23 protein-coding genes are annotated in these 26,093 nt (G+C 71.2%); 4 read left to right on the top strand and 19 right to left on the bottom strand.

Features of this window, described 5'->3' with window-relative positions:
• Positions 1-134 precede the first annotated feature (134 nt).
• The 10 genes from ABZ794_RS06110 to ABZ794_RS06065 form a co-directional block, all read right to left on the bottom strand.
• Positions 135-2,507 carry a glycoside hydrolase family 65 protein gene (locus ABZ794_RS06110; protein ID WP_210782840.1) on the bottom strand — a complete coding sequence of 791 codons (2,373 nt, stop codon included), beginning with the start codon at positions 2,505-2,507 and terminating at the stop codon, positions 135-137.
• Complete coding sequence (locus ABZ794_RS06105) at positions 2,504-3,307, bottom strand: beta-phosphoglucomutase family hydrolase (RefSeq protein ID WP_210782838.1); 804 nt, start codon at positions 3,305-3,307, stop codon at positions 2,504-2,506. The genes ABZ794_RS06110 and ABZ794_RS06105 overlap by 4 nt, the downstream gene beginning before the upstream one ends.
• A gap of 59 nt (positions 3,308-3,366) precedes the next feature.
• On the bottom strand, positions 3,367-3,831 hold the full coding sequence (locus ABZ794_RS06100; protein ID WP_210782836.1) for a DUF4442 domain-containing protein: 465 nt from the start codon (positions 3,829-3,831) through the stop codon (positions 3,367-3,369).
• A 61-nt stretch (positions 3,832-3,892) separates the two neighbouring features.
• Positions 3,893-4,888: a hypothetical protein gene (locus ABZ794_RS06095; RefSeq protein WP_210782835.1), complete on the bottom strand. Its 996-nt coding sequence runs from the start codon at positions 4,886-4,888 to the stop codon at positions 3,893-3,895.
• Positions 4,889-4,981: 93 nt separating this feature from the next.
• Entirely contained in the window at positions 4,982-6,280 is a 1,299-nt protein-coding gene (locus ABZ794_RS06090) for an ABC transporter ATP-binding protein (protein WP_210782833.1), read from the bottom strand.
• Between the two features lie 126 nt (positions 6,281-6,406).
• Entirely contained in the window at positions 6,407-8,617 is a 2,211-nt protein-coding gene (locus ABZ794_RS06085) for a bifunctional glycosyltransferase family 2 protein/CDP-glycerol:glycerophosphate glycerophosphotransferase (RefSeq protein WP_210782831.1), read from the bottom strand.
• A 14-nt stretch (positions 8,618-8,631) separates the two neighbouring features.
• On the bottom strand, positions 8,632-10,647 hold the full coding sequence (locus ABZ794_RS06080) for a DUF5941 domain-containing protein (protein ID WP_357514653.1): 2,016 nt from the start codon (positions 10,645-10,647) through the stop codon (positions 8,632-8,634).
• 41 nt (positions 10,648-10,688) lie between these two features.
• On the bottom strand, positions 10,689-11,435 hold the full coding sequence (locus ABZ794_RS06075) for an ABC transporter ATP-binding protein (RefSeq protein ID WP_210782827.1): 747 nt from the start codon (positions 11,433-11,435) through the stop codon (positions 10,689-10,691).
• Position 11,436: 1 nt separating this feature from the next.
• Positions 11,437-12,264, bottom strand: a complete 828-nt coding sequence (locus ABZ794_RS06070; protein ID WP_357514479.1) for an ABC transporter permease — start codon at positions 12,262-12,264, stop codon at positions 11,437-11,439.
• 71 nt (positions 12,265-12,335) lie between these two features.
• Entirely contained in the window at positions 12,336-13,706 is a 1,371-nt protein-coding gene (locus tag ABZ794_RS06065; RefSeq protein ID WP_357514478.1) for an L-serine ammonia-lyase, read from the bottom strand.
• A 367-nt stretch (positions 13,707-14,073) separates the two neighbouring features.
• Here ABZ794_RS06065 and ABZ794_RS06060 point away from each other — a divergent pair, with 367 nt between their 5' ends.
• Positions 14,074-14,283 (top strand): PspC domain-containing protein, encoded by a 210-nt coding sequence (locus ABZ794_RS06060; protein WP_030329606.1) that lies wholly within the window; start codon positions 14,074-14,076, stop codon positions 14,281-14,283.
• A gap of 129 nt (positions 14,284-14,412) precedes the next feature.
• Here the strand turns inward: ABZ794_RS06060 and ABZ794_RS06055 are convergent, their stop codons facing one another.
• The 7 genes from ABZ794_RS06055 to pdxH all read right to left on the bottom strand — a co-directional run bounded on the left by ABZ794_RS06055 (position 14,413) and on the right by pdxH (position 20,533).
• Entirely contained in the window at positions 14,413-15,258 is an 846-nt protein-coding gene (locus tag ABZ794_RS06055; protein ID WP_357514475.1) for a DUF4230 domain-containing protein, read from the bottom strand.
• Positions 15,259-15,357: 99 nt separating this feature from the next.
• A complete protein-coding gene (locus ABZ794_RS06050) occupies positions 15,358-16,521 on the bottom strand; it encodes an acyl-CoA dehydrogenase family protein (RefSeq protein ID WP_357514473.1) in 1,164 nt (387 codons plus the stop codon).
• 44 nt (positions 16,522-16,565) lie between these two features.
• Positions 16,566-16,871: a type II toxin-antitoxin system VapB family antitoxin gene (locus ABZ794_RS06045; RefSeq protein WP_030329612.1), complete on the bottom strand. Its 306-nt coding sequence runs from the start codon at positions 16,869-16,871 to the stop codon at positions 16,566-16,568.
• Positions 16,872-17,058: 187 nt separating this feature from the next.
• Complete coding sequence (locus ABZ794_RS06040) at positions 17,059-17,661, bottom strand: nitroreductase family protein (RefSeq protein ID WP_357514471.1); 603 nt, start codon at positions 17,659-17,661, stop codon at positions 17,059-17,061.
• On the bottom strand, positions 17,661-18,590 hold the full coding sequence (locus tag ABZ794_RS06035) for an aldose 1-epimerase family protein (RefSeq protein ID WP_357514469.1): 930 nt from the start codon (positions 18,588-18,590) through the stop codon (positions 17,661-17,663). Before ABZ794_RS06035 ends, ABZ794_RS06040 begins: the two co-directional genes overlap by 1 nt.
• A gap of 18 nt (positions 18,591-18,608) precedes the next feature.
• Positions 18,609-19,907, bottom strand: a complete 1,299-nt coding sequence (locus tag ABZ794_RS06030) for an MFS transporter (RefSeq protein ID WP_210782817.1) — start codon at positions 19,905-19,907, stop codon at positions 18,609-18,611.
• The gene (pdxH, locus tag ABZ794_RS06025) at positions 19,904-20,533 is read right to left on the bottom strand and encodes a pyridoxamine 5'-phosphate oxidase (protein ID WP_357514651.1); all 630 of its coding nucleotides are present in this window, start codon (positions 20,531-20,533) and stop codon (positions 19,904-19,906) included. The genes ABZ794_RS06030 and pdxH overlap by 4 nt, the downstream gene beginning before the upstream one ends.
• A gap of 278 nt (positions 20,534-20,811) precedes the next feature.
• Here pdxH and ABZ794_RS06020 point away from each other — a divergent pair, with 278 nt between their 5' ends.
• The 3 genes from ABZ794_RS06020 to sepH all read left to right on the top strand — a co-directional run bounded on the left by ABZ794_RS06020 (position 20,812) and on the right by sepH (position 24,504).
• On the top strand, positions 20,812-21,918 hold the full coding sequence (locus tag ABZ794_RS06020) for a citrate synthase 2 (protein ID WP_210782815.1): 1,107 nt from the start codon (positions 20,812-20,814) through the stop codon (positions 21,916-21,918).
• 196 nt (positions 21,919-22,114) lie between these two features.
• Positions 22,115-23,242 (top strand): phosphoserine transaminase, encoded by a 1,128-nt coding sequence (gene serC, locus ABZ794_RS06015; RefSeq protein ID WP_210782813.1) that lies wholly within the window; start codon positions 22,115-22,117, stop codon positions 23,240-23,242.
• Between the two features lie 185 nt (positions 23,243-23,427).
• Positions 23,428-24,504 (top strand): septation protein SepH, encoded by a 1,077-nt coding sequence (gene sepH / locus ABZ794_RS06010; protein ID WP_210782811.1) that lies wholly within the window; start codon positions 23,428-23,430, stop codon positions 24,502-24,504.
• Positions 24,505-24,558: 54 nt separating this feature from the next.
• Here the strand turns inward: sepH and ABZ794_RS06005 are convergent, their stop codons facing one another.
• Positions 24,559-25,389 carry an alpha/beta fold hydrolase gene (locus tag ABZ794_RS06005; RefSeq protein ID WP_238690703.1) on the bottom strand — a complete coding sequence of 277 codons (831 nt, stop codon included), beginning with the start codon at positions 25,387-25,389 and terminating at the stop codon, positions 24,559-24,561.
• Positions 25,390-25,404: 15 nt separating this feature from the next.
• A complete protein-coding gene (locus tag ABZ794_RS06000) occupies positions 25,405-26,070 on the bottom strand; it encodes a DUF4097 family beta strand repeat-containing protein (RefSeq protein ID WP_210782808.1) in 666 nt (221 codons plus the stop codon).
• Between the last annotated feature and the right edge of the window lie 23 nt (positions 26,071-26,093).

Raw genomic sequence — 26,093 nt, 5'->3', positions numbered from 1 at the left:
TTTGGGGGGCGCGTCTGTTGGTTGTCGGGCCCCCCTAACCGCGCCGGTGTGGACGCGGGTGCTGGGGGTGGCCGGGTTCCCCCGCGCCACACGCGGGGGGGGGGGGGGGGGCGGGAGTCTTCCCGCCCCGCCCGTCACTGTTCGCGTTCGGGCAACCGCAGCAGCGGAGACCGGCCCGGTGGCTGCTCGGGCGGCGGGCCGGACGGTTCGGCCGGCGGCACCGGCACCGTCACCGGCTCGTCGCAGGTCACCCGCAGCATCTGGTCGTGGTGGCGCAACTCCACCGCGTCGTCCGGGCCGCCGTGGCGCAGCGAGTACGTCGTCTGGTGCGGCCGGACATCCACCCGCAGCGCCAACCCCCGCCACTGGAGTGAGAACTCCAACCGGCTGAGTCGGCTGGAGAGCCGGGGGGCGAAGGACAGCTGGCCGTCGTGGTCCCGTAGACCGCCGAACCCGCCGACCAGTGCGAGCCACGCGCCGGCCAACGACGCCATGTGTACGCCGTCGCGGGTGTTCTCGTTGAGGTCGTGCAAGTCCATCAGCGCGGCCTCACGCAGGTAGGTGTGCGCGAGTTCGGGGTGGCCCACCTCGGCGGCGAGCACGGACTGGGTGCACGCCGACAATGACGAGTCACGGACGGTGCGGCGCTCGTAGTAGAGGAAGTTGCGTACCTTCTCCTCTGGGGTGAAGGCGTCCCCCCGCCAGTGCATGGCGAGGACGAGGTCGGCCTGTTTCACCACCTGCTTGCGGTACAGCTCGAAGTACGGGTAGTGCAGCAGCAACGGGTACTTTTCCGCCGGTGTGTGCGTGAAGTCCCATTCCTGGAGCCGGGTGAAGTCCTCCACCTGCTGGTGGACCTCGAGCTCCTCGTCGTACGGGATGTGCATGGAGGCGGCGGCGTCCCGCCAGCTCGCGGCCTCCTCGTCGGTGACGCCGAGGTGGAACGCCTCGTCCCGGTAGCGCATGACCACGTCGGCGGCGGCGAGCAGGTTCCGCTGCGCCATCAGGTTGGTGTAGACGTTGTCGTTCTTCACTGCGGTGTACTCGTCCGGGCCGGTGACACCATCGATGTGGAACTGCCCGTGCCGGTCGTGGTGGCCGATCGAGCGCCACAGCCGGGCGGTCTCCACCAGCAGCTCCAGCCCGATCTCCCGTTCCAACTGGGTGTCCCCGGTGACCATCACGTAGCGGCGCACGGCGTCGGCGATGTCGGCGGCGATGTGGAAGGCTGCCGTCCCGGCCGGCCAGTAACCGGATGATTCCGGGCCTTCGATGGTCCGCCAGGGGAAGGCGGCGCCCCGGAGGCTGAGCGTCTCGGCGCGTTCCCGCGCCGAGTCCAGCGTGCTGTGTCGCCACTGCAACGCGCTGCGCACCGCGCTCGGCTGGGTGTACGTGAGCACCGGCAGGACGAACATCTCGGTGTCCCAGAAGGCGTGACCGTCGTAACCGGGGCCGGTCAGCCCTTTCGCCGAGATCGGCCGCTGCTCGGCCCGCGCGCCGGCCTGCAACACGTGGAAGAGCCCGAACCGGACCGCCTGCTGCACCTCCGGGTCGCCCTCGACCAGCACGTCGGAGGCGTCCCAGAAGGCGTCGAGGTAGTTGCGCTGCTCCCGGTGCAGCCCGTCCCATCCGTCGAGCCGGGCACCGGCCAGTGCCGCGCCGACCTGGTCGCGCAGCGCCGGCAGGGACCGGCGACTCGACCAGCTGTACGTCAGGTACTTGATCACCCGCAGCTTCTCGCCGGGCTGGAGTACGCAGGCGATGGTGGTACGTACCCAGTCCTGGTATCCCTCGGACTCGATCGTGGTGTGGTCCGGGCCGTGCACCTCGTGCTCCATGGCTGCGGCGACCCGCAGACCGGAGACCTTGGTGCGGTGGATCAACTGGCCGCCGTCGGGGGTGGTCAGCTCCTCCTCGGCCTGGAGCGGCGACTCCAGCACCGCCGCGACCCGGGGGTCCTTGCTCTGCGCGGGCAGTGACTCGTTCGCCACCAACTCGGACTGCACGATCAGCCGCAGCGGGCCGTCGACGGCCTCCACCTCGTAGCTGATGGCGGCCACGGACCGCTGGGTGAACGAGACGAGACGGGTGCTGCGGACCTTTACCTCCCGACCGGCGGGCGAGCGCCAGTGCAGCTCCCGGTGCAGCGTGCCGGCCCGCAGGTCGAGGATCCGCTCGTGGGCGATCAGCTCGCCGTAACGCACGTCGAGCGGTTCGTCGTCGACCAGCAGCCGGATCAGTTTGCCGTTGGTGACGTTGACGATGGTCTGCCCGGACTCGGGGAAGCCGTAGCCCGCCTCCGCGTACGGCAACGGACGCAGTTCGTAGAACGAGTTGAGGTAGGTGCCGGGCAGGCCGTGCGGTTCGCCCTCGTCGAGGTTGCCCCGCAGGCCGACGTGCCCGTTGGAGAGCGCGAAGACCGACTCCGACTGGGCCAGCACGTCCATGTCCAGCCGGGTCTCCCGGACGTGCCACGGCTCTACCGGATAGGCGCGCTCCCGAATCATCCGGAGCCTCGTTCGGCAGCGAGCGGGTCGGTCGCGGTGCGGTGCGGCACCGGCGGGTCCGCGCGGTCGAGAAGGTCGGCGAGGTCCGTCACCACGATGTCGGCGCCGTGGGCGAGCAACTCGTCGGCCTGCCCGACGCGGTCGACGCCGACCACGTAGCCGAAGCCGCCGGCGCGGCCGGCCGCCACCCCGGAGAGCGCGTCCTCGAAGACGGCAGCCTGTGTCGGGTCGACGCCGAGCACTCTGGCCCCGGCGAGGAACGTGTCGGGGTGTGGTTTGCCGCGCAGCCCCTGCGCACGGGCGACCAGCCCGTCCACCCGAGCCTCCAGCAGCGGCTCGAACCCGGCGACGGCGATCACCTCACCCCCGTTCGCGCTGGCGGTGACCACGGCTCGGCGGAGCCCGGCGGCGGTCGCCGCCTTCAGATACCGCACCGAGCCCGGGTAGACCTCGACGCCGGCGGTACGCAGACGGTGCAGCAGCAGGACGTTCTTGCGGTTGCCCAGGCCGTTGACGGTCTCCGCCTCCGGCGGGTCGTCCGGGCTGCCCTCGGGAAGCACGATGCCGCGGGAGGCGAGGAACGACCGGACACCGTCGGCCCGGGGGCGGCCGTCGACATAGCGGTTGTAGTCCGGGCCCGGGTCGAACGGTTGGAACGGTTCGCCGGAGGCCGTGGCGCGCTGGCGGAGAAATTCATCGAACGTCTGCGTCCAGGCGGCGTTGTGTACGCGGGCGGTCTGCGTCAGCACACCGTCCAGATCGAAGAGACAGGCGGTCACGTGAGCAGGTAGGCCCAGCACGGTACGAATCTATCCACCCTGCTGGGCCGGCAAACCCGTTTCGGCCGCCCTGGGGCGTTTCAGTTCGGTCGCAGCGTCCAGATCACCGTCATCTCCGAGGTCGGCTTGCCGTCCTCGGTGGCGATCTGGACCGCGACGGGGAATTCCGGGCGTCGACCGGCGGCCAGTTCCTCGGCCACCTCGGCGGCCGGCCGGCCGAGTCGCGCGGTGGCCAGCACCGGACCCATGGCGAGTTTCCGGTAGGCGATCTCAGCCCGGACGGCCAACGGCACAGCCCGGTCGAGCAGCTGCCCGAAGGCGGCCAGCACGACTGCGCCGGAGGCCGTCTCGCCGAGGGTGAACATGGCGCCGGCGTGCGGGCCCCCGATGTGGTTGTGGGTGGCCGGCGAGTCGGGCAGCCGGACGACTGCCCGTACGCCGCCCTCCGCCTCGGGTGCCACCTCGACGAACTCGATACCGAGCGTACGAGCGAACGGCACCGCTTCCAGCATGCCGGCCGCCACCTGGCGGGAGTCGATAGTCATGGCCTGACGTTACTAACCGGTAACCAGGCCGGCAACCAGCGAATTCGCCGTCAGGGCACGGTCAGAGGTTGCCGATGATGCGCAGGATCTCCGCATAGAAGTTGCCGTCGATGCTGCGGAAGAACGAGAAATCCTGCCCCGGGTCGCCAAAGAACGGCCGCAACGTCCAAGCCAGCTGGGTGCCGACAAAACCGAAGAGCAGGATCCAGATGTAGAGCAGGGTCATGCTGGCCGGCCGCTGCGTCGGCTCCCCGCGTCGGGCCGTACGGCCGTCCCACGGGCGTTGCGCCACGTAGCCGGGCGGCAACGAGGCACCGGCCGGCTGCCCGGCCCACTGCGCCGGAACCTGGGCCGGGGCCGTCGCGGTGGCCACGGCACCGTTCGCGGTCGACTCGGCCACGGCGGCCCCGGCCGGCACGGCGACCGGCTCGGCGCTCTGGCCGGCGACCGGCGCGGCAACCGGCGTCGGCCCGGCAGGCACCGCGGCCGGCACGGCCTGGACCGGCGCCGGTGCGCCGGCCCGCTCGTCGACAGTGGCGTTGGCAGCCTCGGGCGCGAGCAGGCCATGGTCGTTGAGCACCTGCATCCCGCTGGTCAGGAAGCGCAACCCGACCAGCGCCGACAGGGTCAGGATCGACACGTTGAGCAGCTTGAAGAACCCGTAGTCGTTGGCGGTGATCAGGAAGAAGAGGCTGATCGGCGCGAACGCCACCGCGAGCATCGAGGTGACAGTGATCGCCACCATCACCAGCGCCAACGACTGCCGCACCGAGAGTCGAGCGCCGAACACCAGGTTGAACAGGTAGAGCGTGGGCAGGCAGATGACCAGGGTGACCAGGAACAGCAGCGGCAGCTTCAGCGCCGAGGTCAGCGCCATCAGCGGGCTGTGGAAGAAGCCCAGCACCGCCCCGTAGCAGGCCAACGCGATGGCGGAGCTGGTCAACATCCGCCCGGTGAGGGCGTTGAGGTCACGCTCGGCCACGATCTGCTGCCAGATGCTCTCGCGATCCCGCAGGATGCGCTCGATGACGAGCGGGCTGGGACGGTCACCCGACACGGGTGCACCCCTCTCGGTGGTCTTTCACAGTGGACTGGTGGGCAGACGGTAGGGCAGCGGGTGGCGGGACCGCCACCCCGTCCGGGCACGTCGTCAGCGCCAACCCACGTCGATCCGGTCGCCGCGCTCGTCGAAGAAGTGCAGCGCGTCCATCCGTACCGAGACGGCGAGCGGGTGACCGGCGCTGACCGCCGGGTACGGCGCCAGCCGCACCGCCAGCTCCGCCGGGCGGCGGTGGTGCCGGCCCGGATCGGGAAGCACGCTGGTCTGGACGCCACTGGGCGGTGCCTCCTGCGCCTCCACCGGCTTGCCGGTGAGCCGCTGCATCACCGAGCCGAAGCGGCGCAGGCCGCGCTGGCCGACCGGCGGCGGTTCGAGCGGGGCACCCATCTCGTCGACAACGATCGCTGTCGCGCCGATGTCGAGGAACGCCAACGACTCGTGCCCGTGGTGCTCCAGGTAACGGATCCGCCCACGCAGCACGTCGCCGGGGCTGTCCGGTGCGACCGGGGTGAGCGCCTCGGCCCGCATGCCGACCACGATCCGCTCACCGTGGTAGTGCGCCACCGCCCGACTGCGGATGTCGTTCCAGGGCAGGTAGAGCGACTGGTCACCGAGGTTGAGCGTGACGTACCGGTCGAGATGGACGTAGACCGACGCCTCCAGCAGGTTCATCCGTGGGCTGCCCAGGAACGCCGCCACGTAGAGCGTCGCCGGCCGGCCGTACACCTGGGTCGGTGTGCCCACGTCCTGGAGCACGCCGCGGCGCATGATGGCCACCCGGTCGGCCATGGTGAGCGCCTCGGCCTGGTCGTGCGTGACGTAGACGGTGGTGACGCCCAGCTCGCGGGTCAGGCCGGAGATCTCCGCGCGCAACTCGGCCCGCAGGCCGCTGTCCAGGTTGGACAGCGGCTCGTCCATCAGGAACAGGCCCGGCCGGCGGACGATCGCGCGCCCCATCGCCACCCGCTGCCGCTGCCCGCCGGAGAGCTGACCCGGCTTGCGGGCCAGCACGTCGCCGATGCCCAGCGCGCTCGCCACGTCGCTGACCCGCTCGCCCCGCGGCTCGGGCTCGACCCCGGCCAGCCGCAGCGGAAACGCGATGTTGTCGCCAACGGTCATGTGCGGGTAGAGGGCGAAGTCCTGGAAGACCATGGCGATCCTGCGGTCCCGTGGGGGCAGGTCGTTGGCCACCTCCCCGTCGAGCATGACCGCGCCGGTGGTCGGCTCCTCCAACCCGGCGATCATCCGCAGCACCGTCGACTTGCCGCACCCGGACGGCCCAAGCAGCACCATGAACTCGCCGTCGTTCACGTCCAAATTGATGCTGTCGACGGCCAGCGTGCCATCCCGGAAAACCTTGGTCACATCCTTGAGCGTGACGGTGCTCACCGTCTTCCCCCCCAGCGCGCGTCGGCCGAACCCCACAAGACTGTGACCAGGATCATGGGTTTGTGACATCGGGTAAACGTCTCATGTTCGATCGATGACGCTGCTATTACACGACAGAAGCCGCGATCAGCACCGCGTGGACCGCGCGCCCGGCTCCCCGAGGAACACCCGCCGCACCACCCGCTCCGCCGCGCGCCCGTCGTCCAACGTGCAGAACCGGGCCCGGAAATGCTCGCGGGCCTTGGTCGCCGCGTCCGAGCGCACCCCGCCGGTACGGAACAGGTCGAGCAGATCGCCGAAAGTGGAGGCTACCGCGCCCGGCGGTTCGGCGGTGACGTCGAAGTAGACCCCCCGAGCCAGCCGGTACGCCTCCCAGTCCGGGGTGTAGAGCACCATCGGCCGGTCCAACACGGCATAGTCGAACATGGCCGACGAGTAGTCGGTGACCAGCACGTCCGCCACCAGGTAGAGATCCTCCACCCGTTGATGGCCGCTGACGTCACGAACCCGCTCCCAGTCCCTCGGCTGGCCGGGGCGTCGATCACGGTCGTGGAAGTAGTGGCTGCGCATCAGCAACCGGCCCGAGTCACCCAACGCCTGGACGAACCGGTCCGGGTCGAACGGCGGACGGTAGCCGGGCAGGTGCTCGCGGTGCGTCGGGGCGTACAGGACGACAGGCTCGTCGGGGTCGAGGCCGAACTCCGCGCGGAGTCGGCGCACCTCGTCCGGGCTGGCGGTGACCAGGCGGTCGTTGCGCGGGTACCCCACCTCCAGCGTGGTGTACGTCGCCGGGTACGCCCGGTCCCACATCTGGGTGGAGAAGCTGTTGGCGCTGACGCTGTAGTCCCAGCGGTCCACCCGGCGCAACAGCCCGGCGAAGTCCATCCGGCCCGCGCCGATCGGGTAGCGCTGCTGATCCAGCCCCATCACCTTGACCGGCGTGCCGTGGTGGGTCTGCACGTGCACCTGTTCCGGTCGCTTGCGGACGAAGTCCGGAAAGTTGACGTTGTTGACCAGCCATCGGGCGCGGGCGAGCACCCGGTAGTACGCCGGCGTGCCGGCCACCACGTACTCCACTCCGGCCGGCACGGTCTCCACCCGGTCCCGGCGCACCACCCACACCCCGCGCACCCCCGGCGCCACCCGGCGGGCGACCTCGTAGATGGCCGCCGGGTTGCAGGAGTAACCCCGGTACCAGTACGCCGCGTACACCGCGAGAGTCGGGTCGACCGGCCGCCGCAACTCGGCCCGGTAGTACTCGCGCAGCAGACCGTCCCTGGTCAGCCGGGCACCGCGCCGGGCGACCGGGCCGACAGTGCGCCGTGCCGTGCGGGCCCGCCGGCGGGCGGCGTCACGGGCCCGGCTGGCGGCCCGCAACGCGCTGAAGGTGCGCCACCGGCCGGAGGCGACCAGCTTGTGCTTGATCCCCTCGACCCCGTCCGGTACCGGGTAGCCGCCGGCCGGCAGCCAGCGCTCGTAGTCCGCGGTGATCTGCGCGAAGAACGCCTCCCGCAACTCCGGCGCGATCCGCTGACCGTTGCCGAGCACTGTCAGGTAGTGCCAGATCATCCGTTCGAAGACCGCCGGTCGCAGGGCCTCCGTCGCCGACCCCCACGAATCCATCAGGTGGAAGACCCGGTGCCACTGCGGGAAGACCTCGAAGTGCCGGTCACCCCGGGTCCGGGTGATCGCGCCGGCGCGGCGCTGGCGGTAGTTGACGCAGACCCGGTCCAGTACGCCGATCCGGTGCGCGGCCATCAGCACCGGGTAGCTGAACGAGACGTCCTCGTACCAGCCGGGCGCGAAGCGCAGCCCCAGATCGGCGAGGAACTCCCGACGGACCAGCCGGTTCCACGCGGTGTGCAGCAGGTGCATCGCCTGCGGCCGGTCCCGCAGGCGGAAGGTGCCCGAGCCGGGCGACTCCGGAAACACCTCCGCCATGGCGCTGCGGGTGGCGGTGTCGTTCCAGTGGGTGCGGACGTGGTCGACCAGTAGGACGTCCGGGCGGGTGACCCGCAACCGTTCGGCGACCTCGGTCAGGCACTCCGGAGCCAGCCAGTCGTCGCCGTCGAGGAACCACACGTACTCGCCGACGGCCCGGTCCAGCCCGATGTTCCGGGCCGGACCGAGGCCGACGTTCTCCGACAGCCGGACCGAGTGGACCCGCTGGTCGCGGGCCGCGTACTCGTCGATGATGTCGCCGCTGGCGTCCGGCGAGCAGTCGTCGACCGCGATCACCTCGATGTCGGTCTCCGGCTGACCGAGGATGGAGTCCAGGCACTCCCGCAGGTATCCCTGCACCCGGAAGGCCGGCACCACGAAGCTGATCAGAGTCATCCGGCCGCCCTCCGTCAGCGCGGCGCGGCACCTCCAGCGCCCGCCGGCGCCACCGACGCCCGCGCGCTACGGGCCGGTCGCACGAACCAGGCCAGGACGACGCTCACCACGAAAACCACGAGAAGGTACGAACCGAGTGTAGCCAGTCCGATACCCGCAATACCGGCGATCGCCGCGAGGGCCAGCAGCACCGAGCGCCCCTCCCAGCCCAGCGTCGCCGCGTGCAGGGGCGGTGCCGCCTGCCGCTTCTCCAGCCGGGCGGTCAGGTCGTAGTGGTGCACGGTGAGCACGAAGACGTACCCGAAGATCAGCCAGCCGGGCGCCGCACCGACCACCCCGACCGCGATGGCGAACAGGTACTCGGCGGCCCGCAACGCCGCGGGCACCAGCCAGTCCAACGGACCGTTGTGCGCCGCCCCGGCACCCAGGCCGCCGACCAGCAGCACCAGCAGCGCCACCGGCACCGCCCAGCGCAGCCCCTCGGGCGCGTCGCTCAGCAGCGCCCCGACCAGCAGCACCGCCGGGCCGAGCGCGGCGATCACCGCCAGGGTCAGCGGCCCCATCGGGCGGACCACCGGCAACCAGCGGGCCAGCGGCCCGTCGTCGCGGTGCAGGGTGGCGTCGACCGTGTCCAGCACCGGCACCCACATCCAGCGGGCCCGCAGCGTCCGCAGCGCCCCGGTGTACGCGAACGCCAGCACCCCCCAGACCAGCACGGCGATCAGGCTGACCAGCGGGTTGAACAGCGCCACCGTCAGCGCGATCAGCGCCCACCGCTCACCGATCGGGAAGACCACTGTCCGCTTCAGCCAGTACGACACCGACCCGGTGTCCGCCTGCACCCTTGTCGACGCCGCGTTGAGCCGGTCACCGATCCCGCCGCTGGCGTTCGTCGCCGTACGCGGCCGACGGGCCGCCTCGTCGTGCAGCACCCCGTACCAGGTGTCGGTCATGTGCCGGACGGTCTGCAACGTCATCGCGGCGATCGCGAGCGCCCACCCGTTGCCCAGCCCGGCGTGGCTCACCCCGAAGCCCAGCCCGGCGTAGACCAGGTACTCCTTGGCCCGGTCCGCCATCGTGTCCAGCCAGCCGCCCCAGGCGCTGAAGTGCCGGGTGTAGCGGGCCAGTTGGCCGTCCACGCAGTCCAGCACGAAGCCCAGGTAGAGCAGCACCGCGCCACCGACCAGCGCGGGCCGCCCACCGACCCCGAACAGCACCGCCGCGCCCAACGCGAAGAGCACCGAGATGACCGTCACCCCGGTCGGGGTGAGCCGGAGCCGGGCCGAGAGCCGGACCACGTACGGCGACCAGGTGCTGACGAAGTAGGTGGAGAAGAAGTCGTCCTTCTCCTTCACCGACAGCCGCAGCTCGGCCCGGTCCTCGTCGACAGCTGTCACCGCCGCCTCGGCAGCGGTCAGCCCGGCCGGGTCCTCGACCCGGTGGGCGACGAGCAGGCGTACCCGCTGGGCGAAGATCAGGGTGCCGAGCGCCGCGAGGCCCGCGAAGAGCCGGTCCACGGCGGACCCGGGGCCACCGGCCGCGACCGACCCCCCGGACCCGGACCCGCCGGTCGCCGGCAGCGGCGCCACGTCGCCGGCCGGGCCGATCGGGGCGGCGACGGGGAGCATCCCGGACGCGGCGGCCCGGGCGGCGGCCGCGAGGGTCGGCAGGTCGTCCACGCCGACCCGCAGCGCGCCGCCGAACACGCCGGTGGCGGCCCCGTCGAGGGCGTCCAACGCGCCGGCGTCGACCACCTGGCCGCGTTCCTCGCGCACTGCGGTCCGACCGGGCACCGGCGGGTCACCGAGGACCAGCGCCACGGTGGGGCCCACCGGGCTGGTGGCCAGGTGCCGCAGTACGGCGGTGTGCGCGACCAGGTCCGTTCCGGTGACCAGCACCGGGGCGGTCGCGGTGCTGACCAGGTCGGACAGCTCGTCGAGGTTGGCGGCGAAGCGCACCTCGTCCGCCCCGGCCACGCGCAACTGGGCGGCCAGCCGGTCGGCCAGCGGCTCACCGGTCGCGGTGTTCAGGCCCGCCGCGGGTGTCCCGGCGGCGAGCACGATCGCGAGCGTCACCGCGGGACCGCGGCGTGGTACGCGTCGAGCGCCTCGGCGATGGTGCCGTCGAGCGTCAACCGGCCCGCGTCGAGGTACAACCCCCGACGACAGAACCGGGTCAGGTCCTTTTCGTTGTGTGACACCAGCACCAGCGTGCGCCCCTCCCCGAGCAGACGATCAATAGTCGCGTAACACTTCTTGCGGAACTCCGCGTCCCCGACCGCTGTCACCTCGTCCATCAGCAGGATCGGGTGCGGCAGGTGCGAGATGATCGCGAAGCCCAGCCGCACCTTCATCCCCGACGAGTAGTGCCGCACCGACGTGTCGATGGCCCGTTCCACCTGCTCACCGGCGAACTCGACGATCTCGTCGAAGTGCCGCTTCAGGTACCCCGTCGACAGTCCGTGCAGCCCACCGACCAGGTGCAGGTTCTCCCGCCCGGTCAGGTCGTTGGAGAAACCGGCGGACAACTCCAGCAACGGCGCCACCGCGCCGTGCACCCGGATGCCGCCCTCATCCGGAATGAGCACCCCGGCGATCAGCCGCAGCAGTGTGCTCTTGCCGGTGCCGTTGCGCCCGATCACCCCGACGGTCTCGCCTGGCTCGATGCTGAACGACACGTCCCGCAGCGGCCAGAACTGGCCGGGCAGCGCGCCACGGGCGCCCCGGTGGATGAACAACTCGCGCAGCCGCAGCTGGCGGCGACGGTTGCGGACGAACCGAATGCCCAGGCCGTCGGCCTCGATGATCGGCGCGGCCACCTCAGAGCTCCTTGAGCACGGCGGGCTCCAACCGGCGGAACGACCACCAACCGGCGGCCAGCACCAGCACGCTGCCGACGATCGTGGTGGCGAGCAGCCGGGCGTCCGGGAACTCGTCCGGATACCAGATCGCGTGGTGCAGCTGGAAGATCCCGACCAGCGGGTTCAGCTCGTACACCACCTTCAACCAGCCGGGCAGCCCGGACTCCCGGACCAGGCTGAGCGGATAGATGATCGGAGTGGCGTAGAAGAGCACCCGGATGATCAGCCGCATCAGCCGTTCCACGTCGCGCATCAGCACGTTCCACGCGGACAGCAGCAGGGCGAGCCCGGTCAACAGGACGGCCTGGACGGCCACCGCCAGCGGCAGGGAGAGCAGCGACCAACCGGGGTGAATCCGACCATGCACCGCGTAGACCACCGCGATGGCGATCAGGATCGGCAGGCCGGCCGCGTACTCGGCGAACCGGCCGGTGACCCGGCCGATCGGAAAGACCTGACGCGGCACGTTCATCGTGGTGATCAGCCGGGACTGGCCGGTCAGCGCGTTCGTCGCCTCGCTCAGCGCCGAGCTGGTCCACATCCAGGCGAAGATGCCGGTGATCAGGAACAACGGGTACGACCCGGCCGCCTCACCGAGGTGCCGACCGGTGTCCCGGGAGTAGAGCACCCCGAAGACGAACCAGTAGATGGCGCCCATGCCGAGCGGCTCGATCAACGACCAGAAGTAGCCCAGCACCGACTGCTGGTACTTGACCGCGAGATCCCGCCTGACCAGGATGCGCAGCGAGTTGCGGTGCGACCACAACGCCGCGACGCCAGAGGTCACCGCAGCCTCCCGCCTCCTGAAACGGACGACAGGTTAGCAGTCGGTGAACGATTGCCCCGAATCGACCGGACTCAGCACTCGATCACGTTGACGGCCAAACCGCCACGCGCCGTCTCCTTGTACTTGACCTTCATGTCGGCGCCCGTCTCCCGCATGGTCTTGATGACCTTGTCCAGCGACACCTTGTGCACCCCGTCGCCGCGCAGCGCCAGCCGGGCGGCCGTGATCGCCTTGATGCTAGCCACCGCGTTCCGCTCGATGCAGGGGATCTGCACCAGGCCACCCACCGGGTCACAGGTCAACCCGAGGTTGTGCTCCATCCCGATCTCGGCGGCGTTCTCCACCTGCTCCGGGGTGCCACCGAGCGCCTCGGCCAACCCCGCCGCCGCCATCGAGCACGCCGAACCGACCTCACCCTGGCAGCCCACCTCGGCGCCCGAGATCGACGCGTTCTCCTTGAACAGCACACCGATCGCCCCCGCCGTCAGCAGGAACCGCACCACACCCTCGTCATCGGCGTCCGGCACGAACCGGGTGTAGTAGTGCAGCACCGCCGGAATGATCCCGGCCGCGCCGTTGGTCGGCGCGGTGACCACCCGGCCGCCCGCGGCGTTCTCCTCGTTGACCGCGAGCGCGAACAGCGTCACCCAGTCCATCACGTGCAGCGGGTCGGCCGACCCGGCCTCCGCCTCCAGGCCGCGCCGCAGCTCCGCCGCGCGCCGCCGAACCTTCAACCCCCCAGGGAGTACGCCGTCCCGCTCGCAGCCGCGCTGCACGCACTCCTGCATCACCCGCCAGATCTCCAGCAGACCCGCCCGGATGTCCGCCTCGCTGCGCCAGGAGCGCTCGTTGGCCAGCATCACCTCGCTGATCGACAGCCCGGTGCGGGTGGTGACGTCGAGCAGTTGCGCCCCGGTCAGGAAGGGGTACCGCACCGCCGTGCTGTCCGGCTTGATCCGGTCCGCCCCCGCCGCCGCCTCGTCCACCACGAACCCGCCGCCGACGGAGTAGTAGGTGCGGCTGCGCAGCACAGCACCGGCCCGGTCGTACGCCACGAAGGTCATCCCGTTCGGGTGGTACGGCAACGACCGGCGGCGGTGCAGCGTCAGGTCCCGATCCGGGTCAAAGTCGATCTCGTGCGCGTCGAGGATGTTGAGCCGCCGTTCGGCCCGGATCCGCTCGACCCGAGGCCCGACGGTGTCCGTGTCGACGGTCTCCGGCGACTCACCGGCCAACCCGAGCAGCACCGCCGGACCGCTGCCGTGACCGTGCCCGGTGGCACCCAGCGAGCCGAACAGCTCGGCCTGCACCCGCGCCGTGTCGCTGAGCAGCCCGTCGGCCTTCAGCCCACCAACGAACGTCCGCGCGGCCCGCATCGGCCCCACAGTGTGTGAGCTGGACGGCCCGATACCGACGCTGAAGAGGTCGAAAACACTGATCATGGCTGCTTCCTCGCCGTCGTCCCGGCGTACGGGACCCGGCCGGGTCGTGACCGCCGGTCTGGCGGCCCCGCTCGTGACCGTCCGGGGTATGGGGTGCCGGCCCTCCGGGGTGTGGAAGGCCGATCAGCCAGCCTACCCGCCCAGCTCACCGCCCACCCGGTCCGGGACGTGAACACCGGACCACCGTCTCCCGCCCGACGGCGGCGTGCGGTGGGCGGGGCGGGGAGGCGTCAGCGGGGGGCTGCCCGGGTAAAGCACCTACGGGTCCACGGGTTGCCGCTCATCCTCGGGACCGAGGGCGAGGTGGCCATCCCCTTCTACCGTGGATTGCAGACGCGGCGCACCGCCGCAGAGTGGGAGTACGACGATGAGTCGCAAACTGGTCCGGCCCCGCGAGGGGCGCATGCTCGCCGGTGTCTGCGCCGGCCTCGGGCGGCGGTTCGGCATGTCGGCCGGAATGGTCCGGCTGCTGTTCCTGCTGTCGCTGCTGCTGCCCGGCACGCAGGTGATCGTCTACCTGATCCTGTGGGTGCTGATGCCGAACGAGGACCGCTACCTGGCCTCCACCGGCCACTGATCCCGCCCCGCGCACCTGACGTAATTGCAGATCTTGGACAGTTTCCGTTAGCAACCAACGCGGGGCACCACACGGAAGCGCCCGCTCCGACGGAAGTCGGTGCGGGCGCTTCGGCGTACGGGACGCAGGTCAGGGGGCTATGTAGGTGACAGTGATCTGCTGGTAGCCGAGGGAGCGGAGCAGCCCCTCCAGCATCTTGCGGGTGTTCTCCTCGGCTCGGGCGGAGAGCCCGCTGTCCCGGGCGGCGGCGGTGATCCGGTCCTCGGCGAGCTGGTAGACCTGCTGCTGCCGGTTGGGGTCGTTGCCGACCAGGTCACCGAGTCGGTTGAGCAGACCACGCTGCTCGGCGAAGACGTAGCTCTTCTCCATGTCGAGGTTGGTCTCACCGAGCTGCGGCGCGGGCAGCTTGATCTCGACGGACTTGCCGTCGGCGGACTGGACGACGGCACCCTCACCGATCTTGGTGAAGTCGACGTACGCCTCGACGCTGCCGGCCCCGACGAACAGGGTGCGCTCGTTGAGCAGGAAGTCCGGAACGTTGCGCCGGTCGTTCTGCGTGTCGACCACCACCTGGAAGTTGCCTTCCGCGGCCACGTAGCGGCTGAGGTCCTGGATCGACTTCAGCAGCGGTGGCTGACTGCGGTCGGTCTGCTCCTTCGCGAACGGGTTGCGGAACTCCGGCAGGATCCCGGTCGCCTGAATGCCGAGCAGCACGACCACGGCCAGCGCGGCGGCGCCGAGCAGCAGGAGCAGACCGCGGGCCGCCCCACCGCCACCGCCACCGACGGGGCCATCGCCATCGCTCGGCGGGCCACCGGGGCCAGCAGGCCCACCGGGACCGGCCGGCTCGCCGGGGCCACCCGGCGTATCAGCGGTCCACTCGGGTGTCGCGGTCGACCGCGCCTTGAGATCGTCACCGGTCGGGTAACCGGGGAACTCCCTCGTGGGCTCGTTGCTGCCAGCGTCGCGGGCCATCACGCTCACCGTCCTCGTCAGACAAGTCGTCTGTCAATGACGGTACGGCCCCGATACGACAGTCGCGCGGCGAGCGCCAGGAAGTGACAAACGGGCAGGTCAGGCGAACGCGGAGAGCCCGGTGAGCCGCTGCCCGATGACCAGTTGGTGGATCTCGGAGGTGCCCTCGTAGGTCAGCACGCTCTCCAGGTTGTTGGCGTGCCGCATCACCGGGTACTCACCGGAGACGCCGTTGGCGCCGAGGATGGTGCGACACTGTCGGGCGATGGCCAGGGCCTCCCGCACGTTGTTCAGCTTGCCCACGCTGACCTGCTCGGGCCGCAGCCGCCGGGCGTCGGCGAGCCGGCCCAGGTGCAGCGCGAGCAGTTGCCCCTTCACCAACTCGACTGCCATGTCGGCGAGCTTCGCCTGGGTGAGTTGGAAGCCGGCCAGTGGGCGACCGAACTGGGTGCGGGTGGTCGCGTACGCCAGTGTGGTTTCCAGGCAGTCGCGGGCCGCGCCGACCGCGCCCCAGACGATGCCGTAGCGGGCCTCGGTGAGGCAGCTCAGCGGCGCCTTGAGCCCGACCGCCTCGGGCAGTTGGGCGTCGGCCGGCAGCCGGACGTCGTCGAGCACGATCTCGCCGGTCACCGACGCGCGCAGCGACATCTTGCGGCGGATCTCCCGGGCCGTGACGCCGGGAGTGTCAATGGGTACGGCGAAACCCCGTACGCCCTCGTCGGTGCGCGCCCAGATCACCGCGACGTCCGCGATCGGGGCGTTGGTGATCCACATCTTGCCGCCGGTGAGCACCCAGTCGTCGCCGTCGCGGCGGGCCCGGGTGGCCATCGAGGCGGGGTCGGAGCCGTGATCAGGCTCGGTGAGGCCGAAGCAGCCGATCGCCTCACCGGTGGCCATCGACGGCAGCCACCGTCGCTTCTGCTCCTCGCTGCCGTAGCGCCAGATGGCGTACATGGCAAGCGATCCCTGCACGGAGACCAGGGAGCGGAGGCCGGAGTCGCCGGCTTCCAACTCCTGGCAGGCCAGCCCGTAGGCGACAGCGGAGGCACCGGCGCAGCCGTAGCCGGTCAGGTGCATGCCGAGCAGGCCGAGCTTGCCGAACTCGCGGGCCAACTCCCGGGCGGGCACCTTGCCGTCCTCGTACCAGTCGGCGACGTGGGGTCGCACCCGGTCGTCGACGAGTTGACGGACGACGTCGCGGATCTGCCGCTCCTCCTCGCTGAGCGACGGGTCCAGGTCGAGCAGGTCCAGCGCAGCGGTCATGGACGCCACCCTAACGAAGGTTCAGCGCGGGAAAGAAGGGCTCGTCACTCGATGGGCTCGGAGAGCACCAGCACTCGCGCGTGGATCTGGTTGCGCTGCTGGAGGGCGGCGCGCAGCGCCCGGTGCAGCCCGTCCTCCAGGTAGAGCCCGCCGTTCCACTGCACGACGTGCGGAAAGAGGTCACCGTAGAAGGTGGAATCCTCGGCGAGGAGCTTGTCCAGCGCCAACTCGCGCTTGGTGGTGATCATCTGATCCAGGCGCAGTGGCCTCGGCGGGATCTCCGCCCACTGCTTGAGCGTCAGATTGTGCTCCGGATAGGGACGCCCGTCCCGGACCGCTCTGAAGATCACGACGGCACGCTCCCCTCCCCGTGGCCGGGCCGACCGACGGCGCCGAGCCGGGCCGCGGCGGGCACCGCGCGGCGCGGCACCGATGACCGTGCCAGCCTAGCCGCCCAGCGCACGCTACGTTCTGCTCCCTGATGTCAGTTTCGCTATCGCTCGTCCGATCCTCAACCGGACGAACGGGACGTGCGTGTCAGTTCCACCGGCCGCGCCGCACGACCTCGTCCATCGGGCGACGTCCACGGCGCAACGATGGTGACCGATGGTCGGCTGCACGGTAACCGATTGTGACGGCGCCGATGGGCTGATACTCCGCCGGCACGCCGAACGCGTCCCGGTAGGCGGCGAGCCGCTGCGGCGGAATGCCGAAGAAGCACGCCCCCAGCCCCTCGTCCACAGCGGTGAGCAACATCAGCAACGCCGCGAATCCGGCGTCCACGTGCCAGTACGGCACCGGCCACCGGTCCGCGGACTGATCCGTCCAGCCCTTGTCCGGCTCCGCGTACCGCCGCAGGTACGCCGACTCGTTGGCGTGCGGCACCACGATCAGGGGTGCCCGGCGCATGCCCGCGAGCCAGCGCTCCCGCCCACCGCCATCGGGGGTGGTGGCGGCCCAGAACCGGTCCCGATCGGCCAGCTCCTCCAACACCAGGAAACCCCAGCCCTGGGCGAAGCCGGCCGACGGCGCGCGGACCGCGTGGTCGAGCAACCGGTCCACCACGTCGGGCGGGACGGGGCGGTCCGGGTCGTAGTTGCGCACCATCCGCCGTCGGCGGACGACCTCGGCGAACTCCATCAGGCGCCGGGGCGGATGCCCCAGGCACCTCGCCAGGTAGTGCCGGGCTTGAGGGTGAGCAGGTCCTTGCCCGACCGGAACGCGTCCGGTGGGCAGGTCATCGGCTCGACCGCCACCGAGCGGCGGTACCGATCGCCGGTGAGGGCGTCCCCGGTGAACACCTGCCACCAGCCGAACTCGGCGTCCGCCCAGATGCTCACAGCGGCCGAACCGTCCGGCGCGGCGAGGCTCACCGACGAACCGCCGTCGGCGTCCCGGATCACCTCGCCGAAGCAGGAGTCCAGCACGGCCGCGCCGATCCGGCGGGGGCTGGTCCAGTCGTACTCGGTGCCGGCCACCGGGGTCACCCCCACCGGCAGCAGCCGACCGTCCACCAGCACCCGGCTCCGGGTGGGCAGCCGCAACACCAGGTCGTCCACAGCGACGCCCGGCAGTTGCAGGTACGGGTGCACGGAGAAGCCGAACGGGGCCAGTTCCCCACCGATGTTCGTCACCTCGTGCTCGGCGCGCAGCCCGTCCGCGTCGACGCTCCACCGGCTGCGCAGCCGCAGCGGCCACGGGTAGCCGGGCTGCGGCGGCAGGTCGTAGCCGACCGTCACGGCGTCCGCCGACTGCTCCAGCAACTGCCACGGCACCCAGTTGACCAGCCCGTGGATGGCCACGTGCCGCTCCGGCTCGGTCAGCGAAAGCTGGTGCGTCCGCCCGTCGAACGAGTAGCGACCATCGCGGATCCGGTTCGGCCAGGGTGCCAGCACCTGCCCGGTGCAACCGGGGCAGACCTCGTCGGTCTGGTACCCGTCGAGCAGGTCGACACCGTCGTGCCGGTACGTCCGGAGCCCACCGCCGACCTCCACGATGACGGCCTCGTGGCCGGCGGCGGAGATGGTCCACTGGGCGCCGGAGAACGGGCGCTGATCGGGGCTTTCCATGCCGGCGACACTAACCGGTCAGGTCCGGTTGTCGCTCGACGCCGTCGCCGCCCGGTAACGCAGCAGCGCCGGGAACGCGACAGCCAGCACCACCACGAGCACCGCGGAGGCGAGCCCACCGGCCACCCAGGCCACCCCGCCACCGAACCCGGCGGCCATGGTGCCGGCGCGCAGATCGCCCAGGCGTGGGCCACCCGCCACCACTACGGTGTTCACGCCCTGGAGCCGGCCGCGCATCCGGTCCGGTGCGTAGACCAGCAGCATCGACTGACGCAGTACCGCGCTGATCAGGTCGGCGGCGCCGGCCACGGCGAGCAGCACGACCATCAGCCAGAGCTGGTGGGCCAACCCGGCCGCGGCGATCGCCAGGCCCCAGCCGACCACCGCGAGCACCAGGCCGAGCCCCTGGCGGCGGAGCCGGCCGATCCAGCCGGAGGTCAACCCACCGATCATCGAGCCGATCGCGATGGCGCTGTAGAGCAGACCGACCGAGCCACCGCCGCCGAACCGCTCGTGCGCGATCTCCGGAAAGAGGGCCCGTGGCATGGCGAGGATCATCGCGATCAGGTCGACCCCGAAGGACAGCAGCAGGACCGGGGTGGTGGCCAGGTAGCGGAACCCGTCGACGACGCTGGCCAGACCGGCACGCCGGGCCTGGCCGTCGGCGGTGGGCTCGGGCGGGAGCGAGGGCAGCCGCAGCGCGGCCCAGAGCATCGCTGTGAACAGCACCGCGTCCAGCCCGTAGGCGATCGGCAGGACCACAGTGGTGTCCGGCGAGGCGGAGAGGATCAGGCCGGCGGCGAGCGGGCCGGCGACCGAGGCGGCGGTGAAGGTCGTGTAGTTCAGCGTGGTGGCGGACGCCACCAGGTCGTCCGGCACCAGCCGGGGCAGCATGGCGCTGCGGGCCGGCGAGCTGATCGCGAAGGCCACCGACTGCAACGCCATCAACGCCAGCAGCAGCACCGGGCTGCCCACGTCGAGCACCGCCTGGAGCAGCAGCCCGAGAGTGGATGCCCAGAGCAACAATGAGCCGCCGAGCAGCACCGCACGCCGGTCACGGGCGTCGGCGACCGCGCCGCCCCAGAGCCCGAAGACCAGCAACGGTACGAAGGCGGCCACGCCCAGCAACCCCACCCAGAACGAGTCCCGGGTCAGGGCGTACATCTCCACCGGCACCGCGACGGCGGTGAACTGGAAGCCGAACATCGCCACCGTGTTGCCGAGCCAGAGCCGGCGGTACGCCGGAACCCGCAGCGGACGTACGTCGATCGCCCAGCGGCGCGCTGCGCGCGGCCGGGTCTCCCGCACACCCGTCACGGCGCCAACCGCTCGACGATCCAGTCACCCTGATCGAGGCGACGGAAGCGGAGCCGGTCGTGCAACCGGCCGGCCCGGCCCTGCCAGAACTCCACCGACTCGGGTTGGACCCGCAGCCCGCCCCAGTGCGACGGAGCCGGGATCTCGGCCTGGTCGGCGAACTGCTCGGCCACCTCCTGGTACCGCTGCTCCAGCGCCGCCCGACCCGACACCACCTGCGACTGCGGGCTGGCCCAGGCACCCAGTTGGGAGCCGCGCGGCCGGCTGGCGAAGTACGCCTCGCTCATGGCGCGGTCGACCGGCGCGACCCGTCCGGCGACCACCACCTGACGCTGCATGGGAAACCACGGAAAGACCAGGCTGGCGTACGGGTTGGCGGTCGCCTCGACGCCCTTGCGCGACAGGTGGTTGGTGAAGAAGACGAAGCCCTCCGGGTCGTACCCCTTCAGCAGCACCGTCCGCCCGCTCGGCCGGCCGGCCGAGTCGGCGGTGCCCACCACCATGGCGTTCGGTTCGGGCAGCCCGAAGGCCACCGCGTCGGCGAACCAGCTGTCGAACTGGGTGTGCCAGTCGACGGCCAGGTCAGCCTCGGTCAGGCCCAGGTCCGCGGCGTACTCGTTACGCATCGCGGCCGGGGCGGGTGTGTCACCCGTCACGTCCCCACTCCTTTTCGGGGGCCCCGCCAGCACCCTCCCGCGCTGACCAGCCCGCCCTGCCCAGTCTCACTGAGCCGCGCGGAGAATGCGCGTCCGGGGATGTCGCGTGCAGCACAGTCGCAGCGGGTCGCGTATCCCTTACTCAGCAGGCAGTATGTTCCGAACACATCCCTGAGGGTCGCCTAAGGCGCTCGGCCGATCGGGCCGGATGAGCGATCGGGCGCACCGACCAGATCCAGGAGAGCGACATGGCCGATTTCAAACCCGGGCTGGAGGGCGTCGTCGCCTTCGAGACCGAGATCGCCGAACCTGACCGTGAGGGCGGTGCGCTGCGCTATCGCGGAGTCGACATCGAGGATCTGATCGGCCAGGTGTCGTTCGGCAACGTGTGGGCACTGCTTGTCGACGGCCGGTTCGGGCCGGGCCTGCCGCCGGCGGAGCCGTTCCCGGTGCCGGTGCACTCCGGTGACATCCGCGTCGACGTGCAGTCCGCGGTCGCCATGCTGGCCCCGTACTGGGGTCTCAACCAACTGCTGGACATCTCCGACGAGCAGGCCCGTGAGGATCTCGCCCGGGTCTCGGTGACCGCGCTCTCCTTCGTCGCCCAGTCCGCCCGCGGCCTCGGCCTGCCGGCGGTGCCGCAGAAGGAGATCGACAAGGCGCAGACCATCGTCGAGCGGTTCATGAAGCGCTGGCGCGGCGAGCCCGACCCGCGGCACGTCAAGGCCGTCGACGCGTACTTCATCTCGGCCGCCGAGCACGGCCTGAACGCGTCCACCTTCACCGCTCGCATCGTCGCCTCCACCGGGGCGGACGCGGCTGCCTGCATCTCGTCGGGCATCGGGGCCCTCTCCGGCCCGCTGCACGGCGGCGCCCCGTCCCGGGTGCTCAGCATGCTGGAGGCGGTGGAGCGCAGCGGCGACGCGGAGGGCTACGTCAAGGGCGTCCTCGACCGCGGCGAGCGGTTGATGGGCTTCGGCCACCGCGTCTACCGTGCCGAGGACCCGCGCGCCCGAGTGCTCCGGCGTACGGCCAAGGAGCTGGGCGCGCCGCGCTTCGAGATCGCCGAGGCACTGGAGAAGGCCGCCCTCGCCGAGCTTCAGGCCCGCCGCCCGGACCGGGTACTGGCCACCAACGTCGAGTTCTGGTCGGCCGTGGTGCTGGACTTCGCCGAGGTGCCGGCGCACATGTTCACCTCGATGTTCACCTGCGCGCGGATGGGCGGCTGGAGCGCGCACATCCTGGAGCAGAAGCGCCTGCAGCGGCTGGTCCGCCCGTCCGCCCTCTACATGGGCCCGGAGACTCGCAAGCCGTCCGACGTCGAGGGCTGGGCCGCCATCCCGCACGGCGTCTGAGCTGGTAGGCAAGGGTCCCTCCTCGACGTCAGGCGTCGAGGAGGGGCCCTTCTCGTTGGTTACCGGGGCCGACTGTGGCGAAGGACTCAGACCGACCGCCGGGACCCCGCCCATCGCCGTTCGGTCCGGGTGCGAGGATGAGGGCCGGCAGTGTCGCCGGGCCCGCCCTCGCCCTTGCGGAAGGATCTTCAAGACCGTGGCTGACGCACCGATCATCCGGATTCCCGATGAGATCAAGCCCGCCGACGGACGCTTCGGCTGCGGCCCGTCCAAGGTCCGCCCGGCGGCGGTGTCCGCTCTCGCCGAGGTCGCGACCACCTACCTCGGCACCTCGCACCGGCACAAGACGGTCCGTGACCAGGTGGCCCGGCTGCGCTCCGGCATCGCCGAGTTCTTCTCGCTGCCCGAGGGCTACGAGGTGATCATCGGCAACGGCGGCACCACCGCGTTCTGGGAGGTCGCCACCTTCGGCCTGATTCGCGACCGGGCCCAGTTCGCCAGCTTCGGCGAGTTCGGCGCCAAGTTCGCCAAGTCGGTCAAGGACGCCCCCTTCCTGGGTGAGCCGACCGTCCGCAAGTCCGACGCGGGCAGCGCGCCGACGCTGGTCGCCGAGTCCGGCGTGGACGCCTACGCGACGCCGCAGAACGAGACCTCGACCGGTGTGGCCGTGCCGATCAGCCGGGTGGCCGGCGCCGACGAGGGCGCACTGCTGCTGGTCGACGCGACCTCCGGCGCGGGTGGCCTGGAGGTCAACGTCGGTGAGACCGACGTCTACTACTTCGCCCCGCAGAAGTGCTTCGGCTCCGACGGTGGTCTCTGGCTGGCTCTGATGTCCCCGGCGGCACTGGACCGGGCCGCCGAGATCAAGGCGTCCGGGCGTTACATCCCCGCCTTCCTCGACCTGGTCACCGCGATCGACAACTCGCGGCTGGAGCAGACCTACAACACCCCGGCGCTGGCCACCATCTTCCTGGCCGCCGAGCAGACCGACTGGATGAACGCGCAGGGCGGCCTGTCCTGGGCGGCGAAGCGCACCGCCGAGAGCGCCGCCGCGGTCTACGGCTGGGCCGAGCGGTCCAGCGTGGCCACCCCGTTCGTCACCGACCCGGCGCTGCGCTCCAACGTGGTCGCCACCATCGACTTCGCCGACGGGGTGGACGCCACTGCGATCGCCAAGGCGCTGCGCGCCAACGGCATCGTGGACACTGAGCCCTACCGCAAGCTCGGTCGCAACCAGCTGCGGGTGGCGCTGTTCCCGGCCGTCGAGCCGGCCGATGTCGAGGCGCTCACCGCGTCCATCGACTACGTGGTCGAGCGACTCTGACGTTCGTCACGGTCGGTGTCCGTTGGGGCCTCCACGGACACCGACCGTGATCATCGCCGCAGCTCAGTCACGACATGCGGGGTGTCGCTTCCCCCACCCCGAGGCAGATGCGCGTACGGTGGTCCGAGACGCCTGGGTGGCCGACTCGTGGCGTGCGGCCAGCGAAGCGGGACGGAGGCAACGCTATGCGCCCAGTACGCTTCGTCGCCCTCTCCGAGGACGGCCAGGCCCTGGTGCTCGCCGACGAGGTGGGGCGGCTCCTCGCCCTGCCGATCGACGAACGCATCGCCGGCGTGATGCACCCCGAGCCGGGTGCACCGCCGCTCGCGGTCGCACCGAGCACCGTCGATCCGATTCCCTCACTGTCTCCTCGGGACATTCAGGCCCGCATCCGCTCCGGTGAGTCCGCGGAGGATGTCGCCCGGATCGCCGGGGTTCCGGTCGACCGCGTGCTGCGCTATGCCGGCCCGGTGTTGCAGGAGCGGGCGATGCTCGCCCAGCACGCCCGCCGCACCCGCCTCAAGGGCGCGGAGAAGCCCACCCCGCTCGCCGAGGTGGTCAACGGTCGGCTGAGCCAGCACGGCATCGACACCGAGAAGATCTCCTGGGACGCGTACCGGCGTGACGACGGCACCTGGCGGATCATCGCCACCTGGCCGTCGGGGAAGGCCACCGCGCAGGCCATCTGGGACATGGACAAGGCCCGGCAGGTGGTCACGCCGCACGACGACATGGCGCAGTACCTGTGCGCCGAGCGGCCCACGCCGATCCTCGGCCAGGAGCCGGCACCGGAGCGGACCGGGCACGCCCTGCCCGGTCCGTCGCGTGGCGAGCCGAGCCGTGGTGGGCACGGGTTGCCTGCCGCGTCCGAGCACCCGCGCCCCGGCCGCGATCCGATCCGGGCTGGCCGGGACGCGCTGCTCGCCTCACTGGACCGCCCGCTCGGCGGTTCGTCGGGTCGTGGCCTGGAGCCGCGTACCCCGGCTGCTCTGGCCGGGTCGGACGCTCCTCGACAGCGGCCCGTCGGCGGGGGTGCCGCCGCGCTGCTCGGTGGCGGCCAGGGGTCGGCCTTCGAGGACGACTCGGACGCGCCCAAGGAGGTGCCGGCCGTGCCGTCGCTCGCGGTGCTGCGACCCCGAAGGACGGCCGCCGCGGCGGCCTCCGGCGAGTCCACCGACGCCAACGGCAAGCCGCGCAAGCGGTTGCCGAGCTGGGACGACGTGCTCTTCGGCAGCGGCCCGGCCGCCCGCGAGTCTTCCTGACGCTTCGCGTTGACGGGTGACGCACCGTCACCCGTCAACGCGTGCGTTCGGACCTCACCGAATGGCTCCGGCGTCTTCCCGATGAGGGGCGGCGACCCCGCGTACTGCCTCGGCGACGGCGCGGAAGTCCTTCTTGAGGATCGCACCGTGGTTGCTGGCGACCTTCGCCCCGATGGTGATGTGCGGGTTGCGGACGGTCACCGCGTCGAGGCTGGCACGGATCTGCTCCTGCTCGTCCCCGCGACTGCCGAGGGACGCTCCCGAGGCGACCACGTACCGCACCGGGACGGTGATGGCGTCCAGGACCGGGCCCAGTTGGCGCTCGCGGGAGAGTTCGCCGAGTTCGATGTTGCTGTCCGCCATCTGGTCGGCGTTCATCCGTGGGGTCAGGCCGGTCGGGCGCAGCAGCGGCATGAACAGGTTCATCCGTCGGAACATCTTGCGGATCCGCTGCGCCATGGCCTCGTCGAGCCAGTCGTGCGGGAACGCGCCGTCGACCAGGACCGCGCCCAGGGCACGCTCCGGGTTCCGGTTGGCCCAGTGGGCCCCGACCACCGCTCCGTAGGACCAGCCCACCAGCACCGCCCGGGCCACCCCCCGGGCGGCGAGAACGGCGTCGACGTCCCGGACGGCCGCTTCGAACGAGTAGTCGGCTGAGCGCTTCGACTTCCTGCCGCGAGCCCGCTCGTCGTAGGTGATGTGCCGGAATTCGGTACCCAACTCGGCGATGACCCGCCGCCAGTAGCCCTGGGTGGCGAACTGGCCGTTGAGGTAGACCAGCGGGATGCCGGGGCCGCCGGTGTCGGTGACGGCCAGGGCGGTGTCGTCGACCGGCACCATGCCGGTCCAGGCCGAACTGGTCGAGGACATGCTGTTGTTGGTCATCTCGATCCGTCCCTTTCAGAGGCTGCGGGCGTGGATGTCGCCCTGCAGGGTGCTGGCGTGGATGTCGAGCTCGACGGTGCCGTCGTTCTTGAGGGCGTTGCTGACGCGGCCGTGGCCGGTGCCGGCGTCGAGGGCGGCCGAGACACCGGCCGCCGCCGCGATCGAGATGTCGCCGGACTGGGTACGGAGGACGACAGTGCCGCGCGTGGCCTCGGCGACAGTGATGTCACCCCGGGCGGTGCTGATCTCGGCGGGGCCGTTGAGCCGGCCGACCTCGACGTCGCCGTCGATCGCGGTGAGGCGGACACTCGCGGCCTCGTCAATCTTGATCTTCTGGTACGCCCCGTCGAAGGCGACGTCACCGAGGCGGCCGACGCCCCGAAGCTCGGCGCTGGCGGCCCTGGCCTCGACGTGGGAGCCGGCGGGCACCCGGACGGTGACCTCCAGGGAGCCGGAGGGGCCGAAGAGCTTGTTGACGGGAGGTGCGGTCGTGATTCGCAGGACGCCGTCGGCGTAGGCGACGGTGGTCTGCTCGGCGGCAGTGGTGTCGCTGCTCTTGGCGGGGTCGGCCGGGAGGATCTCGACTGTGGTGTCGGCGCGGTCCGCGGCGATGAGCTGGATGCGTCCGGCAGGGATGTCCAGGACGGCGGAGATGGGGGCGGGTGTGTCGAACGTCTGCATCGTGCTCTCCCAGGTCGGCGCTT

Origin of the sequence: Micromonospora sp. NPDC047187 (assembly GCF_040643355.1) — a bacterium.
Taxonomy (GTDB): Bacteria; Actinomycetota; Actinomycetes; order Mycobacteriales; family Micromonosporaceae; genus Micromonospora; species Micromonospora salmantinae.
Note: the sequence above shows the minus strand (reverse complement) of the source record. Positions and strands in the feature narration are given on the sequence as shown.

Bases quoted from the DNA above. Each gene is read 5' to 3' on its own strand.
- ABZ794_RS06040 (WP_357514471.1), bottom strand. From the start codon at position 17,661: ATGGAGTTCGCCGAGGTCGTCCGCCGACGGCGGATGGTGCGCAACTAC.
- ABZ794_RS06085 (WP_210782831.1), bottom strand. From the start codon at position 8,617: ATGACTCTGATCAGCTTCGTGGTGCCGGCCTTCCGGGTGCAGGGATAC.
- ABZ794_RS06035 (WP_357514469.1), bottom strand. From the start codon at position 18,590: ATGGAAAGCCCCGATCAGCGCCCGTTCTCCGGCGCCCAGTGGACCATC.
- ABZ794_RS06055 (WP_357514475.1), bottom strand. From the start codon at position 15,258: ATGGCCCGCGACGCTGGCAGCAACGAGCCCACGAGGGAGTTCCCCGGT.
- ABZ794_RS06050 (WP_357514473.1), bottom strand. From the start codon at position 16,521: ATGACCGCTGCGCTGGACCTGCTCGACCTGGACCCGTCGCTCAGCGAG.
- ABZ794_RS06110 (WP_210782840.1), bottom strand. From the start codon at position 2,507: ATGATTCGGGAGCGCGCCTATCCGGTAGAGCCGTGGCACGTCCGGGAG.
- ABZ794_RS06005 (WP_238690703.1), bottom strand. From the start codon at position 25,389: ATGACCAACAACAGCATGTCCTCGACCAGTTCGGCCTGGACCGGCATG.
- ABZ794_RS06000 (WP_210782808.1), bottom strand. From the start codon at position 26,070: ATGCAGACGTTCGACACACCCGCCCCCATCTCCGCCGTCCTGGACATC.
- ABZ794_RS06100 (WP_210782836.1), bottom strand. From the start codon at position 3,831: ATGACTATCGACTCCCGCCAGGTGGCGGCCGGCATGCTGGAAGCGGTG.
- ABZ794_RS06065 (WP_357514478.1), bottom strand. From the start codon at position 13,706: ATGATCAGTGTTTTCGACCTCTTCAGCGTCGGTATCGGGCCGTCCAGC.
- ABZ794_RS06020 (WP_210782815.1), top strand. From the start codon at position 20,812: ATGGCCGATTTCAAACCCGGGCTGGAGGGCGTCGTCGCCTTCGAGACC.
- pdxH (WP_357514651.1), bottom strand. From the start codon at position 20,533: ATGCGTAACGAGTACGCCGCGGACCTGGGCCTGACCGAGGCTGACCTG.
- ABZ794_RS06060 (WP_030329606.1), top strand. From the start codon at position 14,074: ATGAGTCGCAAACTGGTCCGGCCCCGCGAGGGGCGCATGCTCGCCGGT.
- sepH (WP_210782811.1), top strand. From the start codon at position 23,428: ATGCGCCCAGTACGCTTCGTCGCCCTCTCCGAGGACGGCCAGGCCCTG.